Here is a 15,033-nt window from a genome sequence, read left to right on the forward strand (position 1 = left end):
CGGATCCCGACCGGACAAGTGCGACACCGTGTCTTGTTCCGCGCTGGTCGCCGACGCCCTGCGGCGGTCAGCGCCTGGTGGCGGGGTCAGTGCCCGGCGGCCATCTCCGCCGCCAACCGCTCGTCACCGCTGAGCGTCTTGAGCGGCTTCTCCTTGATGAACAGCACCGCCACCAGCGCCAGCACCGCGATCGGCGCGCCGATCAGGAACAGCTCGGCGGTGGCCGTGGCGTAGATCTCGCGCACGATCACCCGCACCGGCTCCGGCAGCAGCGCCAGGTCGGGCACCGTCGCCTCGCCGCCGGTGGGCGCGGGGCCGAACTTCTCCTCGCTCAGCGCGGTCACCCGGTTCGCCAGCACCGCGCCCAACGCGCTCACGCCGATCGCGCCGCCCAGGCTGCGGAAGAACGTGAGGGTCGAGGTCGTGCTGCCGAGGTCGCGGGCGGGCACGTCGTTCTGCGCGGCCAGCACCAGGTTCTGCATGAGCATGCCGACGCCGATCCCCAGCACGGCCATGTGCACGCTGACCATGAACACGCTGGTGTTCGCGTCGATCGTGGCCAGCAGCAGCATGCCGCCGACCATGATCACGCCACCGGCGACCAGGAACGCCTTCCACTTGCCCCACTTGGTGATCAGCTGACCGGCGACGGTCGACGACACCAGCAGGCCGAAGATCATCGGCAGGCTCATCAGGCCGGCCTGGGTGGGCGTCTTGCCCATGCCGATCTGGAAGTACTGCGACAGGAACACCGTGCCGCCGAACATCGCCACACCGACCAGCGCGCTGGCCAACGTGGTCAGCGCCACCGTCCGGTTGGCGAAGATCGTCAACGGCACGATCGGGTCCGCCGCCCGCGACTCGACCCACACGGCCAGGGCCAGCAGCACCACGCCGACCGCCACGAGCAGCGCGGTCCACGCCGAGGCCCACTCGAACTGGTGGCCCGCCAGCGTCGACCACACCAGCAGCGTGGAGACGCCGCCGACGATCAGCACCGCGCCCAGGTAGTCGATCATGACCTCCTTGCGCACGACCGGCAGGTGCAGCGTGCGCTGGAGCAGGAAGATCGAGGCGAGGGTGAACGGCACGCCGATGAAGAAGCACCAGCGCCAGCCCAGCCACGAGGTGTCCACCATGACGCCGCCGATGAGCGGGCCGGCGACCGTGCCGACGCCGAACACGGCGCCGAAGATGCCGGCGTAGCGGCCCATCTCGCGCGGCGGGATCATCGCCGCCATCACGATCGTGGCCAACGCCGTCATGCCGCCCGCGCCGAGGCCCTGCACGACGCGGCTCGCGATGAGCACCTCGACGTTCGGGGAGAAGCCCGCGATGAGCGAGCCGACCACGAACAGGCCGAGCGAGAGCTGGATCAGCAGCTTGCGGCTGTAGAGGTCGGCGAGCTTGCCCCACAGCGGCACGGTCGCCGTCATGGCCAGCAGTTCGGTCGTGACGACCCAGGTGTAGACGGACTGCGAACCGTGCAGGTCCGCGATGATGCGCGGCAACGCGTTCGACACGATGGTCGACGCGAGGATGGCCATGAACATGCCCAGCATGAGGCCGGACATCGCTTGCACGACGTCCCGGCGCGAAGTCGTGCCGGTTTCGGTGGACATCGGATCCCCCAGTTTGTCTGCGACTGTGACGCGGTGTTCGGACGCGGCGCTTGCGCGACCGCGGTTCGGCTGTGGTTCAGCCGCGGTGGTGGCGGGGCGGGTCGGCGAGACCCGCGGCGATCAGGTCGAGCGCTTCGGCGAGCAGGTCGTGCAGCGGGGCGGCGGTGCTCGACCAGCGGGCCACCGCCACCCGGAACGCCGCACCCGCCGCCGCGCCGAGCAGCAGCGGGTAGGTGTCGTCGGCGGGCAGGCCGACCCGTTCGGCGATGCCGGCGACCAGGTCGCGCTCCAGGGCTTCGCCGCCGAAGAACAGCCTGGCCAGCAGCACGGGGTGCTGCTGGACCACCCGCATCCGTTGCAGCCACAGCTCGCGGTCGTCCGCCAACTCCGCCGCGACTTCGGCCAGGAGTGCCTCGCGCACCGCCGCGGCCGCGGACAGGTCCGCCGGTTGGGCGAGCACGCGGGCTCGCACGCGTGGACCGGCCTCCGGGTCGGGGCCGAGGACGGCGTCTTCCTTGCCGGCGAAGTAGTTGAAGAACGTGCGCGGCGAGACGTCGGCGGCGGCGCTGATGTCCTCGACGGTCACGTGGTCGAGGCCGTGCTCGGCGACCAGGCGGACGGCCGCCTGCCCCAACGCCCTGCGGGTCTGCCGCTTCTTGCGGTCGCGAAGCCCTTCGGCCGCCTGCGTGGTCACTCGATCAGGCTAAGTAAAAACCTGCACTCACTGCAACTTTGCAGACCGTGCACCATTTGTGATCCCGCTCTCCCCACCCCGCCCCCACCGTCGACACGACCCCCGACCGCCACTCGCCCCCGCCACTCGGACCCTGGCCCTCCGGAATCCACCCCTGCCGCCGACCCACCCCTGCCGCTCCCATACCGCTCCCCCATCACCGCAGCTTGTTGGCTATGGCGAGCGATTCTGCGGCAACCCCCGGGTCTTGCCGCAATCCCCCCTGTGCGCTATAAGTTGAAGTGGGAAGGAGTGAACACTCCCCCTTTCCCTCACGAGGCAACCTTCACCGCACGGCCCAGCCGCCGCCTCGTCCCTCACGCGATCCCCCAACGCGAACGCCGCCAGCCACCGCAGCACCCGCACTCCAGCGCCCGTGTCGTGCCCCGAAACGCCCTTCGCACCCCACCCGCACCGCCACGCCCGCGACCGCACCGCCATCTCCACGCGTGCCCAGCCAGCCGCGAATCGCGACCCGTCTCGGATCGCGGGCGGCCGCGGGTCGCCGTGGCGGATCGATCGGCCTACCCGAACACTTCCTCCGGGTCGCAGTTCATGACGACCTCGCAATCGCAGTACCCGCCGAGTTCAGCCAACCCTTCGGCCACCAAACCCCATTCGAGCCGACCCCATTCGAGGCCCTGGCGCTCGACGCCCCTGCCCTCCTGCCCCTGCCGCTTGCGATCCTGGCCATCCCCGCCCTGCCGCTCGCGCCCCTGACTCTCCCGCCCGTGGCGCTCGTGGCTGTCGTGGCGCCGGCCGTCGACCCACGACCGGGCGTGGCGGAGGGTGTGGTCGCAGCCCTTCGATGCTGGGCCTCGTCCACCGACCGGCCGCCTTCCTACCGCCTCATCCTTGCCCCGCCTCGACCTCAACCTCCTCAAGCCCGTGCGTCCGCCGTGCACACGGGGTCCGCCGCGCCGTGCCGCCTCCTTCTTTCCCGGCAACGCGGCTCGCGCTCGAAAAGTTGCCCATTGACACTTCATTCGCCCGTTGGAGTGATCTCCGATGCCGGTGCGGTGGCGACTCCTGTCGGTCCATTGTGCCTGGTTGGAGCGGCTGTCGCCACAAGAGTCGCAACGGTTTCCCGGGTGGCGTCCACCAAAGGGCGGGAGAGCACAGTGGTCGGGCACGCTCCACAATGCGCAGTTCAGCGGCGGAGGCGCGGCGAGGGACCCAGGAGCATCACACCGATGGGTGACCGTCCACTTCGAACAGGCGCGCCGGCTTGAAACGCTGCCACGGCACGGCGACGCTGGTGGCCCCGAAGGCATGGCAAGATCGACTCGCGAGGGAGAACGATGCTCCGCAGCACTCGCCTGTTCGGCCCGAAGCGCCGCGTGACCTTCTCACTGCCCCTCGACCAGCCGCGCGGGCCGGTGAGCGTGGTCGGCACGTTCAACGACTGGACCCCCGGCGTGCACGAGCTGGTGCCCCGCCGCGACGGCACGCGCACGGTGACCGTGATCCTCTCCCCCGGCACGCACCGGTTCCGCTACCTCGGCGACGGCGGCCTCTGGTTCGACGAGCCCGACGTGCCCCACGTCGACCCCGACGGCTGCGTGCTCACGGTCGACGCGACGTGAACTGACCGTGGAAGCCGAACGGGATGGCGTGCGGCACGTCGGCCCGCGCGACCTCCGTGAACGTGGCCGCGTCGAGCACCAGCAGACCGGACCGCCCGGCCGAGCCGTCGAGCACCACTGACAGCACCACACCGTCGTCCTCGGCACGGGCGCCGGGCGCGGGCACGAACACCGGCTCGCCCGGGTAGCGGCCGGGCTCGTGCCAGCGGCTCGTCCGTCCACTGAGGACGTCCACCTTGACCAGCTGGTTGAGGAAGTCGCGCGTGCCGTTGTCGCGGGAGCCGACGCCGTAGGCGTACCGGTAGTCGCGGCCGTTGTGCGATCCGTACGCGATGCGCGGCAGCTCCAGCGAGTCCGACGCGAGCCGCCGCGACCGGATGCCGCCGCCGGACAGGTCGACCTCGTACCGCGTCGGGAACGACAGCGGCAACTCCCCCTCACCGCGCACGTTGTCCAAGTACAGCGCGTCGACCACGGTGGCATCCGGGTACGCGGCGACGTCCACGACGACCCGGCCGTCCTCGTCGTAGGCGTTGATGTGGTGGAACGCGAAGAACGCGTCGGTGCGCTCGTCGGCGACCACCGAACCGTCCCGCTGGTCGAGCACCACGAACCGGGTGCCCAGTTCCGGCCGCCACCGGTAGTTCTCGATGAACGGCCTGGCGCGCAGCAGCAGCGACAGCGGGTTGACCACGAACGGGAACACGGCCAGCACGACGTGCCGCTCGGTGACGGCGAAGCTGTGCAGGTAGCCCGGGCGGTCGGTGGGGAGGGAGGCGATCAGCTCCCGGGCCTGGCCGCGCTGCCGGTAGACCTGGTAGACGCTGCGCCGGCCGAACTTCAGCACGTAGTTGACCAGGTCGCCGGTGAGCGGCGCCCGGTGCGGGTGCGCGGTGGTGACGTGGCCGGAGATCGCGTCGTCGTCATCGGCGAGGCCGACGGTCGCCAGCGTCTCGCGGTCGAACTCCACCGCGATGGGCGTCTCGGTGAGCGCGAAGTCCCGGTCGCCGTCGGAGGTCACGTTCACGTTGGCGTTCGACGTGCGGCGCAGCCCGGGGTGGGTGAAGAAGCGGTTGAAGATCGAGCGGCACGGGTCGGTGGCGAACTCGCCGAACGCGATGTGGCCGTCGTCGCGCGCGGAGCGGAAGCTGGGCGTCTCCAGGTACCGGTTGCGGTAGGTGACGGCCCCGTCGGCGAACCCGAAGCGGTGCAGCATCGCCAGGCCGTCGAACCAGTGCCGGAACGAGCCCTTGTCGGTCTCGAACTTGGCGGGTCCGTTGCGCACCAACGTGCCCGCCAACCAGGGCGGCAGTTCGCCGCGCACCTCCAGGTCGACGACGACTTCCCGGTCGAGGCTCTCGAACCCGGCCCGTGGACCCATCACGACCTCCTTCGCAGAACAGCGTTACACAACAACGTTATAAAACACTGTTTTGCTTCAGTCGTCAAGCCGGACCTCGTCACCCCGCTCGTGCGCCCACCGGCCGAGCGCGTCGATCGGCTCGAGCAGGCTGCGCCCGAGGTCGGTGAGCCCGTATTCGACCCGGTCGCGCGACGCCGTCCGGACCACCAGCCCGGCGCCCGCCAACCGCCGCACGGTCTCGGTGAGCACCTTCGGCCGGATGCCGCCGATCGCGCGCCGCAGCTCGGCGGGCCGGCGCGGGCCGTGCCGCAACGCGTGCAGCACCACGGGGTTCCAGGTGTTGGCCAGCAGGTCGAACGCCTGCCTGGCGCGGCAGTCGGCGAGGAAGTCCACGAGCGGCCCCCTGGGTCGTGGACACCATTTGGTGCCCGTCGGGCTCTTTAGCGTCGGCTCAAGCCAATCACTTGGACCTAGGGAGAGAGCGTGCGGATCGGTGTGCTGGGGTCGGGCGGGATGGCAGACGCGCTGGGCGGCCGTTGGGTCGCGGCGGGGCACGAGGTGGTGATCGGCGGGCGTTCGCCGGAGCGCTCGAAGGAGTTGGCGGCCAGGATCGGCGCCGTCGCCGGGTCACCCGCGGACGCGGTGGCGTTCGGGGACGCGGTGCTGCTCGCCGTGCCGGCGGCGGTGGCGGCCGAGGTGCTCGGGCGCGCGCCGAGCCGGGTGGTGATCGACTGCACCAACTCGGTGGTGCCGGGCCGGTTCGTGCTGGACGAGCCGCGTGCCGCCGCACGGCTCGCGGCCGTCTCGGGGGCGCACGTGGTGAAGGCGTTCAACCTCTGCCACGTGGACGTGTGGCGGCAGCCGTCGTTGACGTTCGAAGGACGGCCGCTCGGGGTGCCGCTGTGCGGCGACTCGGCCGACGCGCTGGACGTCGTGCGGGCACTGGTGCGGTCGATCGGGTGCGTGCCGGTGGACGGCGGGCCGCTGGAGCGGGCCGAGTTGCTGGAGGCGACGACGGCGTTCGCGATCGGGCTCTGGGTCGGTGGCGCGGACGTGCGGTCGATGTTCCCGCCAATTCCGTAAGCACTAATATAACAGCACTGTTGTATCCCGAGGGAGGAACCGTGCTGTACCCCGAGATCGAGCCGTACGACCACGGCATGCTCGACGTCGGCGACGGGCACCACGTGTACTGGGAGGTGTGCGGCAACCCGGACGGGAAACCGGCGGTGGTGCTGCACGGCGGGCCGGGCTCGGGCTGCACGCCCCGTGCCCGGCAGTACTTCGACCCGGCGGCGTACCGGGTGGTGCTGTTCGACCAGCGCAGCTGCGGGCGCAGCACGCCGCACGCCGGCCACCCGGTCGTGGACCTGTCCACCAACACCACCGACCACCTGATCGGCGACCTGGAGAAGCTGCGCGAGCACCTGGGCGTGGACCGGTGGCTGGTGTTCGCCGCGTCGTGGGGCTCGGTGCTGGGCCTCGTGTACGCGGAACGGTTCCCGCACCGGGTGTCGGAGATGGTGCACGCGGGCGTGGCCACCGGGCGCCGGGCGGAGACCGATTTGCTGACCACGGGCTTGGCGCCGATGTTCCCGCAGGCCCACGCCCGGTTCCGCGAGCTGGCGCCGTCCGGCGACCCGGCGGCCGGGTACCTGGAGCTGCTCCTGGACCCGGACCCGGCCGTGCACCGCCGGGCGGCGCTGGAGTGGTGCGCGTGGGAGGACGCCTTGCAGCCGTTGTCCACCGGCGGGCTGCGGTTCGAGAACCCGGAGCACGGCCTGGCGTTCGCCCGGCTCGTCACGCACTACTGGGCGCACGGGTCGTGGCTGCGCGAGGGGATCGTGCTGGAGGAGGCGTGGAAGCTCGCGGGCATCCCGGGCGTGATCGTTCAAGGAACGCTCGACCTGGGGAATCTGATCGGCACGCCGTTCGACCTCGCGCACGCGTGGCCGGACGCGGAGCTGGTCCTCGTCCCCCACACCGCGCACGGCGGGAGCGATGCGATGACGGAGGGCAGGCGCGCGGCTACTGACAAATTCCGGTAACACCCGGAAACTCGGTGCGATGGACTGAGGACAGCCTGATCCCGGGGCTGGTCGACCGGTGGCGAAGGAATTGATGTTGGAACGGTTCACCGAGAGCGCGCGCCGGGTCTCCGTGATCGCCCTCCAGGAGGCGCGGAGGTTCGCCCACACCGCCATCGGCACCGAGCACCTGTTGCTCGGGTTGGTCGGCGAGGGCGGCGCGGCGGCGTCGGTGCTGGCGTCGGTGGGGGTGTCGCCGGCCGGGTGCCGGGCGCGGGTGCTGGAGGTGTCCCGGCCGGGTGTCGTGCCCGTGCCCGGTCGCCTGCCGTTCACGCCCGGCGCGAAGCGGGCGTTGGCCTCCGCCGTGCGGGAGTCGCTGGCGTTGGGGCACCGGCACGTCGGCACCGAGCACCTGCTGCTGGGGGTGCTCGCGGAGGACGAGGGCGTGGCGCTCGACGTGCTGGCCCGGTGCGGCGTCGACCCCGGCGAGGTGCGGGACCGGGCGTTCGCCGCGCTGGCCGGGATCGACCTGTCCCCGGTGGCGCGGTTGTTCCTCAGCTACCGCCGGCCGGACGACGTGCACCTCGCCGGGCGCATCGCGGACCGGCTGGACGACTTCGGCCGGTCGGTGGTGGGCGACGTCGGCGAGTGCGACGTGCTGCTCGCCGTCGTCGGGCCGGGCTGGACGCCGACCGACCTGATGCGCGCCGAGGTGGCACGTGCGGCGGAACGCGCGGTGCCGGTGATCCCGGTGCTGGTCGACGGGGCGGTGCTGCCCGTCGACCAGCTGCCGGGAACCGGTCAGGTCGCCGACCACGTCACCGTCCGGCACGAGACGTTCCGGGCGGACGTGGCGCGGTTGGCCGACGTGGTCCGCTACGCCCAGCCGGGCATCGGGTAGCCCGCCATCAGGTCGGCGACCTCGGCGGCGATGCGGTCGAGCACCTGCGCGTCGTCCGCCGCCCGGACGGCCTGGTCGATCCACTCCGCGACCTGCGGCATGTGGTCCTCGGTGAGGCCGCGGGTGGTGATGGCGGCCGTGCCGAGGCGGACGCCGGACGGGTCGAACGGCTTGCGCGGGTCGAACGGGACGGTGTTGTAGTTGGCCTCGATGCCCGCCCGGTCCAGGGCCTTGGCGGCGGGCTTGCCACCGATGCCCTTCCTGGTCAGGTCGACCAGGATCAGGTGGTTGTCGGTGCCGCCGGAGACCAGGTCGAAGCCGCGGTCGAGCAGCGCGGCGGCCAGTGCGCGCGCGTTCTGCACGACGGCGTGCGCGTAGAGGCCGAACGACGGCTCCGAAGCCTCGCCGAGCGCGACCGCGATGGCCGCCGTGGTGTGGTTGTGCGGGCCGCCCTGCAGGCCCGGGAACACCGCCTTGTCGATCGCCTTCGCGTGCTCGGCGTCGGTGAGGATCATCGCGCCGCGCGGTCCGCGCAACGTCTTGTGGGTGGTCGTGGTGATCACCTGGGCGTGCCCGACCGGTGACGGGTGCGCGCCGCCCGCGACCAGGCCCGCGATGTGCGCGATGTCGGCCGCGAGGACGGCGCCGACCTCGTTGGCGATCTCGGCGAACGCGGGGAAGTCGATGGTGCGCGGGATGGCCGTGCCGCCGCAGAAGATCACCTTGGGGCGTTCGGCGCGGGCCAGGTCGCGGACCTGGTCCAAGTCGACCACGCCGGTCTCCTTGGTGACGCCGTACTGGACGCTGCGGAACCACTTGCCGGTGGCGGAGACGCTCCAGCCGTGGGTGAGGTGCCCTCCCGCGGGCAGGGCCATGCCCATGACGGTGTCGCCGGGGTCGAGGAACGCCAGGTAGACGGCGAGGTTGGCCGGTGAGCCGGAGTAGGGCTGGACGTTGGCGTGGTCGACGCCGAACAGCGCCTTGGCCCGCCCGACGGCCAGCTCCTCGACCGGGTCGATCACCTGCTGGCCCTCGTAGTAGCGGCGGCCCGCGTAGCCCTCGGAGTACTTGTTGGTCAGCACGGAGCCGGTGGCTTCGAGGACGGCGGTCGAGACGTAGTTCTCCGAGGCGATCAGGCGGACCTTCTCGAACTGGCGGCGTGCCTCGGCCTGGACCAGGCGCGCGACCTCGGGGTCCGCTCCGGTCAACGACGGGATCGCGGGTTCGTGCATGACGACCTCCACGCGCGCGGGGGCGCTGCCGCAGCACCCAGGCGCGCGGTGCATCTCGGCTCAACGCTCCCCGGTGGTCGTTCCCACCCTCGGCACGCCAGTCGCGAACACCGCGAATCGTACCCCAGCGGCCCTGACCGACCGGTGGGTTCCGGCCCGGACGGCAACGGTTTTGGGCGGAACGGGCCATTGCCGCAACGGCGGGTCACCCATACTTTGTGGGTTGGAAAACTTCCAACCGGCCCTGTGCCACGTCAGCACTTCCCCCTGCCTCGAAAGGACTGACGTGCTCGATCGGCGAACATTCGTGCTGGGAGCCGCCGCGACCGCGGCCCTCACCAGCACGCTGACGGCCCACGCGGCTGCTGCGGCACCCGCGTCGAGCGCCGCCGACAACCCCCGAAAAGCCGCGGGCGTGTTCCTCGCGTCCGACGGCACCCCTCTCATGGTGACCGAGGAGAACGGCCAGTGGGCCGTCGTCGACGAAGGCGGTTCGGTGCGCATCACCACCGGCCTCGCCGGCGCGGACCTGGTCGACGTCTCCCGTGACGGCTCCACCTTCCACGCGGTCGGCGCGCTGCGCGGCGACCCGATCGCCACGATCTGGGAGTCCACCGACGGCATCACGTGGCGCGAGGCCCGCCGCCTGCACGGCGTGCGCTCGGAGTTCACCGCGGTCGGCGGCGGCCTGGCGTTCGGCTCGGTGCTCAAGCACGAGCGCGCTTCGCTGGTCCGCATCGCCGCCCGCCGCACCGCGTCGGGCTGGAACACCGTGCCCGTGCGCGGCTTGGAGTGGACCGACGACCTGTCGGCCACCGCCGTCACCGCGACGCCCGACGGCTGGGTCGTGGCGGCCGTCGACGTCTCCGGCACGGTCCTGCACACCTCGCGCGACGGCGTCACCTGGACGACCCGGCCCCGCCTGGACGGTGTCGCCGTGCGCGGCCTCGCCGCGGTGGACGGCCGCGTGCACTGGGTCGGCAACGAGATGGTCGACGCCACCCCGCTCACCGGCGTGCTCGACGCGGACCGGACCCGTCCGGCCGTGCCGCAGGACGCGAAGGCGCTGGGTGTCGCGGGCACCCGTTCCGGCTGGCTCACCGGCGGCCGGCTGATCACCGCGGAGGCGACCCGATGATCACGTTCCAGCGGATCGACGGCACCCCCGTCTACTACTGGCGGTCCGGCCGCGGCAACACGACGTTGCGCAACTGGCAGGTCACGCAGGCGTTCTACGACTCGCTGGTGCTGTGGATCCGGGACCTGCGGTCGCTGTCGTCGGCGTACGGCAGCATCACGTACCTGGTGTCGGCCGGCTTCTACGTGAACAAGCCCGGCGAGCACGGCTCGGGCACCGCGATGGACCTCGACCACGTGCGGTGGAGCGGCGGGCAGGTGTCGTCGCCGCTGGACCGCGACCACGCCTCCGGCACGCTCGCCACGCGTCGCCGCTACCTGGCGGTGGACGCGGTGTGCCGTCGTCGGTTCCGGTTCGCGTTGGACGGTTGGTACAACGCCGCCCACGAAGACCACATCCACTCCGACTTCGGCGGCCTGCCGGTGCGGTGCGTGACGGGGTCGGAGAGCGACACGAAGTTCGTGCAGGCGCTGTGCAACAACTTCATGAGCTCCGGGTTGGTGGTGGACGGCATCTGGGGCCCGAAGACGCAGAGCGCGTTCACCACGGCGAAGTCGCGGCTCGGGACCACCGGTGACCCGCACACCAGCAGCGCGGCGTGGCAGTCGTTCCTGTCCGCGGCGGCTCGGAAGGGCTTCGCGAACCAGGCGTTCTGATCCGGCGTGGACGAGTGGACGGGCCCGTGAGCCGAGTGCCGGCTCACGGGCCTTTCCGCTGCGGCTCGGGAATCAGGGCTCCGGCTTGTTCTGAGCGTTGAACTCGGGGGGCCTGGACGAGGGACGCGGTCGACCTGAGCGTTCGGCGCGCGCGGCGGTGGTGATCGTGGTGGTGGTCGAGATCAGGCCCAGCAGGCTGCGGCGGTCGGAGCGGGAGCGGGCGGCGAGGCCGAGCACGACGGCGGCGAAGAACACGAACCCGCTGTGCCCGGCGGAGATCAGCAGCAGGACCGGCAGCCACCAGAGCACGAACCGCAGCACGACCGCCCGTGCCGGCGCCGTGCCGCCCGTGCGCGCGTCGGCCAGGGCCAGGTTGAACGCGACCTGGCCAGGCGTGGCCCGGTCGGCGCGCAGCAGCGGCACGACGACCGTGGCGACCACCGGCACCAGCACCCCGAGCGCGGCCCCGAACCGGTCCGAGACCGCGAGCCTGGTCAGCCCGGGCGTTCCGGTTCCCTCGCCGACGAGCACGAGCACCGCCCGGCACGCGAACTGCGCCAGCGACAAGGTGAGCAGGTCGCCCGCGAACGCCAACCCCCGCCGCACCAGACCCGGCGGCCCGGTGTCGGCCACGGGCTCCGGCACGGCCGCGGGCAGCCGCCGCCCGACCCACCGCGCGAGCAGCCACCCGACGACCGCGCCCGCGGTGTTGGTCATGAGGTCGTCCACGTCCGCGACCCGGTACGGGCACGGGTAGAGGCCGAACACCGCCGTGCCCTGCGTCGTCTCCACCGCGAGCGACACCAGCAGCCCGATCGCGGTCGCCGCCACCACGCCGCGCCGGAACCGGTAGCACAGCAGGAAACCCAGCGGCACGAACAGGGCCACGTTCAACGCCACCTGGAGGAACGCGGGACTGGTCGGCGAGTAGCCGGCGGCGGCGATGTCGTCCAGCGACGCGAACGGGCGGGGCTGCCAGTAGGCGCGCAACGACCGGCTCGTGCAGAACTCGCCGGTCACGTCCGGCAGCGGGAACAGCGTGAACGCCACCAGCGCGCAGCCGTACAGCGCACTGGCCACCGCCACGACCGCGGACCAGCCGCGCAGCCGACCGTGGCGCCGGTACTGCCGGTGCACCCACGGCAGCACCGCCACCGGCACCAGCAGCGCGAACAGCACCAGCGTGATGATCGACTCGCTCATCCGCACCGACACGCGGCCACGCTAGGCCGCGCCTCCGGAACCCGCCCGCCCGTCACCTGATCGAGTGGTCGAACCGAATCGGCCCCGCCGTCGAACGCCTGTCGAGGGCTACCACCGAGGATGGGGGATCCATGGACGACTCAGCGGCGTGCGCCGCCACCCGTTACGCCAACCAGGTGCACGCGACCGTGGAACGCCTGGCCATCGGCCGCCGTTGGCCGCTGGTGCTGGCGGACGGCAACGTCCACCTGCCCACCGGGCGCGGCATCGGCGGTCTGCTGGTGAGCGCGCGCGTCGGCGGGCAGGTCGAAGCGGCGCTGCCCGCGCTGGCGCTGTCGGCCGACCTGTGGGCGTTCCTGGTCGACACCGCCGACGCCGGCACACCCGTGCTGCCGTCGCACGTGCGGCTGATGAACAACGGCCACTACCTGCCGCTGCCACCCAGCGTGACCGCGGACGGCCCGGTGCGGTGGGTCCGAGAACCAACCGACCACCTACCCCGGCTGTCCACCGTGCTGCGCCTGTTGGGCCCGATCGCGCCGACGGTGATGATCCGGCGCGCCCGGAGATGACGGCTCGGCGTCGGCGCGCCGCCCACCCGCCTTGCCGGCCAACAGGTCTCGCACGGTGCCGGTGCGACTCCAATCCTCCTTCCCAGCGAGCGATCCCGTCGGTGTCGACTCGACCCCCGCCCGTCTCCCCCGCCACCAGGTCCCGTCTCGGGTCGTCTCTCCCGGATGGCGGCAACGCCGCACCAACCCCGCCTCCCCGGCGGGTGGTCGGGTACGGCGTCAGCGCGGTCCCAGGCCCGTCTTGCCGTCGAGCAGCTCCCGCCACACGTCGAGGTGGCCGGCGTGGCGCGCGGTCTCCTCGATCATGTGCAGCACGATCCGGCGCAGGTCGGTGGTCTCGTCGCCGAGCTGGTCGGGATGCCGCACGGCCGGGCGCGTGTCCAGCGGGGTGGTGGCGAGGATGGCGTTCGACCGCTCCCGCTGGTCCCGGTAGAAGGCGAAGACCTCCGCCGACGACCGGGGCGTGGTGAACGGCGGAGGGTCGTCCGACCACGGTAACGCGTCGGCGTGGCCCCGGAGGATCTCCTGGAACCAGTGCCGCTCGGCGTAACCGAGGTGTTCGACCAGGGCGAGCGGCGTCCAGCCGGACGGCAGCACCGCGGTCGTCAACGCCTCCTCGTCGAGACCGTCGAGGATCGCCAGCACGGCTCCCCGCTGCGCGTCCAAGAACGTCGTCAGCGCCGACTTCTCGTCGTCCTCCACCGTTCCTTCCCCCCTGTTGATCGGATCGGCGCGGACGTTAACAGGGAGCACCGACAATTCACGGCGTCGGCATCCGGACGTCGTCGGGATCCTTGTCCGGCCGCAACCCGCGCCACGACGAGTGCCGCAGCCGCCCGTCGGTGGTCCAGGCCCGGTACTCGACCTCGCCGACCAGCTCCGGCCGCACCCAGTGCGCACGGCGGGCGTGATCGGCGGGCACCGCGTCGACGAACGGCGACTCCGCGCGCTCCAACGGCCGCAGCCGCTCCTCGAGGGCGAGCAACGCCGAGTGGGTGAACCCGGTGCCCACCTTGCCCACGTAGTGCACCCCGTCGTCACACCGCACACCGAGCAGCAGTGACCCGATCGTGCCCGCACGCCGACCGTCGCCTGGCCGCCAACCGCCGATCAGCACCTCCTGCGTGCGCACCAACGGCACCTTCACCCACGCCGCCGAGCGCCGCCCCGGCTCGTAGCGCGAGGTGACCCGTTTCGCGACCACGCCTTCGAGCCCGTAGTCCTCGGCCACCGCGAGCACGTCCTCACCGTGCACCTCGCCGAACGACGGCGGCACCCGGACCTCCGGCCCGCCGCCCAGGCCGAGCGCGACCAACTCCTGCCGCCGTTCCGCGTAAGGCGCGCCGAGCAGCGACCGACCGTCCAGGTGCAGGAGGTCGAACACGTAGTAGACGACCGGCACGCGGGCCAGCAGGTCGCCACCCGGTCGGGCCACGTGCATCCGGGTCTGGAGCCACCCGAAGTCCGGCTGCTTCCGCTCGCCGAGAGCGACGATCTCACCGTCCAGCACGGCGTCGTGATCACCGAGTAGGGCGGACAGCGCGCGTACCTCCGGGTAGGTCCCGGACACTTCGAGGTCGTTCCGGGTCATCGCCCGCACCCGCCCACCGCGCGCGTACGTGACCGCCCGGACACCGTCCCACTTGAACTCGAAGGCCCACCCGGGCCCCGGCGGGAGTCGGCCCGGCGAGGCCAGCATGGGCCGGATCAGCTCGGGGAAACCTGCCTCGGCGCGCAACGGCATGCGACCGTCCCTTGTAGACGGATCACGTCGCGCCCAGTGTCACCCGCCCGGCCCGGAGCCGCACATCGGCGGACACGATCGTGGCCGCCTGGCGGACCTGAGTGGTGAGTTCAGGGGTCCTGAACGTTCGACACGCGGGGTCAGCAGGTCGGGGTGCTGGTGGCGCGGCGTTCGAGCATGACGGTGTCGCGCCAGACGCCGTGGTGCCGGGCGATGCGTTCGCGGACGCCGACGGTGCGGTAGCCGGCCGAGTGGT

At 72.0% G+C, this 15,033-nt stretch carries 16 protein-coding genes, 1 pseudogene and 1 riboswitch; of the genes and pseudogenes, 7 read left to right on the top strand and 10 right to left on the bottom strand.

The window, feature by feature from the left end:
• Window positions 1-86: 86 nt before the first annotated feature.
• From ABTZ99_RS42995 to ABTZ99_RS43005, 3 genes are all read right to left on the bottom strand, one after another.
• Complete coding sequence (locus tag ABTZ99_RS42995) at window positions 87-1,622, bottom strand: MDR family MFS transporter (RefSeq protein ID WP_499618868.1); 1,536 nt, start codon at window positions 1,620-1,622, stop codon at window positions 87-89.
• A gap of 76 nt (window positions 1,623-1,698) precedes the next feature.
• The gene (locus ABTZ99_RS43000; RefSeq protein ID WP_498780937.1) at window positions 1,699-2,316 is read right to left on the bottom strand and encodes a TetR/AcrR family transcriptional regulator; all 618 of its coding nucleotides are present in this window, start codon (window positions 2,314-2,316) and stop codon (window positions 1,699-1,701) included.
• A gap of 563 nt (window positions 2,317-2,879) precedes the next feature.
• On the bottom strand, window positions 2,880-3,629 hold the full coding sequence (locus tag ABTZ99_RS43005; protein ID WP_499618871.1) for a DUF2695 domain-containing protein: 750 nt from the start codon (window positions 3,627-3,629) through the stop codon (window positions 2,880-2,882).
• 27 nt (window positions 3,630-3,656) lie between these two features.
• Between ABTZ99_RS43005 and ABTZ99_RS43010 the strand changes: the two genes are divergently transcribed.
• Window positions 3,657-3,941, top strand: coding sequence for an isoamylase early set domain-containing protein (locus ABTZ99_RS43010; RefSeq protein ID WP_498780934.1), 285 nt, complete (start codon window positions 3,657-3,659; stop codon window positions 3,939-3,941).
• Here ABTZ99_RS43010 and ABTZ99_RS43015 read toward each other — a convergent pair.
• Window positions 3,922-5,322 (bottom strand): carotenoid oxygenase family protein, encoded by a 1,401-nt coding sequence (locus tag ABTZ99_RS43015; RefSeq protein WP_499618873.1) that lies wholly within the window; start codon window positions 5,320-5,322, stop codon window positions 3,922-3,924. The genes ABTZ99_RS43010 and ABTZ99_RS43015 overlap by 20 nt on opposite strands.
• A 57-nt stretch (window positions 5,323-5,379) precedes the next feature.
• The gene (locus ABTZ99_RS43020) at window positions 5,380-5,697 is read right to left on the bottom strand and encodes a winged helix-turn-helix transcriptional regulator (protein WP_498780931.1); all 318 of its coding nucleotides are present in this window, start codon (window positions 5,695-5,697) and stop codon (window positions 5,380-5,382) included.
• A gap of 90 nt (window positions 5,698-5,787) precedes the next feature.
• On the opposite strand from ABTZ99_RS43020, the gene ABTZ99_RS43025 reads away from it, so the two are divergent.
• The 3 genes from ABTZ99_RS43025 (at window position 5,788) to ABTZ99_RS43035 (ending at window position 8,232) form a co-directional block, all read left to right on the top strand.
• Complete coding sequence (locus ABTZ99_RS43025; RefSeq protein ID WP_499618875.1) at window positions 5,788-6,387, top strand: NADPH-dependent F420 reductase; 600 nt, start codon at window positions 5,788-5,790, stop codon at window positions 6,385-6,387.
• A 41-nt stretch (window positions 6,388-6,428) separates the two neighbouring features.
• Window positions 6,429-7,352, top strand: a complete 924-nt coding sequence (gene pip, locus ABTZ99_RS43030) for a prolyl aminopeptidase (RefSeq protein WP_499618877.1) — start codon at window positions 6,429-6,431, stop codon at window positions 7,350-7,352.
• Between the two features lie 73 nt (window positions 7,353-7,425).
• Window positions 7,426-8,232 (top strand): Clp protease N-terminal domain-containing protein, encoded by an 807-nt coding sequence (locus tag ABTZ99_RS43035; protein WP_498780927.1) that lies wholly within the window; start codon window positions 7,426-7,428, stop codon window positions 8,230-8,232.
• On the opposite strand, the gene glyA is transcribed toward ABTZ99_RS43035, so the two are convergent.
• Window positions 8,208-9,464: a serine hydroxymethyltransferase gene (gene glyA / locus ABTZ99_RS43040; RefSeq protein ID WP_499618879.1), complete on the bottom strand. Its 1,257-nt coding sequence runs from the start codon at window positions 9,462-9,464 to the stop codon at window positions 8,208-8,210. The genes ABTZ99_RS43035 and glyA overlap by 25 nt on opposite strands.
• Window positions 9,465-9,492: 28 nt before the next feature.
• Window positions 9,493-9,579: riboswitch (ZMP/ZTP riboswitch) on the bottom strand.
• A 171-nt stretch (window positions 9,580-9,750) separates the two neighbouring features.
• Here glyA and ABTZ99_RS43045 point away from each other — a divergent pair.
• Together ABTZ99_RS43045 and ABTZ99_RS43050 are read left to right on the top strand one after the other, a co-directional pair.
• Window positions 9,751-10,602, top strand: coding sequence for a hypothetical protein (locus ABTZ99_RS43045; protein WP_499618881.1), 852 nt, complete (start codon window positions 9,751-9,753; stop codon window positions 10,600-10,602).
• A complete protein-coding gene (locus tag ABTZ99_RS43050) occupies window positions 10,599-11,258 on the top strand; it encodes an extensin family protein (protein ID WP_141975207.1) in 660 nt (219 codons plus the stop codon). Before ABTZ99_RS43045 ends, ABTZ99_RS43050 begins: the two co-directional genes overlap by 4 nt.
• Before the next feature lie 72 nt (window positions 11,259-11,330).
• Here ABTZ99_RS43050 and ABTZ99_RS43055 read toward each other — a convergent pair whose 3' ends face one another.
• Window positions 11,331-12,473, bottom strand: a complete 1,143-nt coding sequence (locus ABTZ99_RS43055; RefSeq protein WP_499618884.1) for a VanZ family protein — start codon at window positions 12,471-12,473, stop codon at window positions 11,331-11,333.
• 119 nt (window positions 12,474-12,592) lie between these two features.
• Here ABTZ99_RS43055 and ABTZ99_RS43060 point away from each other — a divergent pair, with 119 nt between their 5' ends.
• Entirely contained in the window at window positions 12,593-13,033 is a 441-nt protein-coding gene (locus tag ABTZ99_RS43060; RefSeq protein ID WP_498780922.1) for a hypothetical protein, read from the top strand.
• A 219-nt stretch (window positions 13,034-13,252) separates the two neighbouring features.
• On the opposite strand, the gene ABTZ99_RS43065 is transcribed toward ABTZ99_RS43060, so the two are convergent.
• The 3 genes and pseudogenes from ABTZ99_RS43065 to ABTZ99_RS43075 all read right to left on the bottom strand — a co-directional run.
• Window positions 13,253-13,735, bottom strand: a complete 483-nt coding sequence (locus ABTZ99_RS43065) for a DinB family protein (protein WP_498780921.1) — start codon at window positions 13,733-13,735, stop codon at window positions 13,253-13,255.
• A gap of 58 nt (window positions 13,736-13,793) precedes the next feature.
• Entirely contained in the window at window positions 13,794-14,777 is a 984-nt protein-coding gene (gene ligD / locus ABTZ99_RS43070; protein ID WP_499618886.1) for a non-homologous end-joining DNA ligase, read from the bottom strand.
• A gap of 140 nt (window positions 14,778-14,917) precedes the next feature.
• Window positions 14,918-15,033, bottom strand: a pseudogene (locus tag ABTZ99_RS43075) (ArsR family transcriptional regulator); the annotation flags it as partial.

Source organism: Actinosynnema sp. NPDC002837 (assembly GCF_040295345.1).
Classification (GTDB): Bacteria; Actinomycetota; Actinomycetes; order Mycobacteriales; family Pseudonocardiaceae; genus Actinosynnema.

Bases quoted from the DNA above. Each gene is read 5' to 3' on its own strand.
- ABTZ99_RS42995 (WP_499618868.1), bottom strand. From the start codon at position 1,622: ATGTCCACCGAAACCGGCACGACTTCGCGCCGGGACGTCGTGCAAGCG.
- ABTZ99_RS43005 (WP_499618871.1), bottom strand. From the start codon at position 3,629: ATGCCTTCGGGGCCACCAGCGTCGCCGTGCCGTGGCAGCGTTTCAAGC.
- ABTZ99_RS43010 (WP_498780934.1), top strand. From the start codon at position 3,657: ATGCTCCGCAGCACTCGCCTGTTCGGCCCGAAGCGCCGCGTGACCTTC.
- ABTZ99_RS43015 (WP_499618873.1), bottom strand. From the start codon at position 5,322: ATGGGTCCACGGGCCGGGTTCGAGAGCCTCGACCGGGAAGTCGTCGTC.
- ABTZ99_RS43035 (WP_498780927.1), top strand. From the start codon at position 7,426: ATGTTGGAACGGTTCACCGAGAGCGCGCGCCGGGTCTCCGTGATCGCC.
- glyA (WP_499618879.1), bottom strand. From the start codon at position 9,464: ATGCACGAACCCGCGATCCCGTCGTTGACCGGAGCGGACCCCGAGGTC.
- ABTZ99_RS43050 (WP_141975207.1), top strand. From the start codon at position 10,599: ATGATCACGTTCCAGCGGATCGACGGCACCCCCGTCTACTACTGGCGG.
- ABTZ99_RS43060 (WP_498780922.1), top strand. From the start codon at position 12,593: ATGGACGACTCAGCGGCGTGCGCCGCCACCCGTTACGCCAACCAGGTG.
- ligD (WP_499618886.1), bottom strand. From the start codon at position 14,777: ATGCCGTTGCGCGCCGAGGCAGGTTTCCCCGAGCTGATCCGGCCCATG.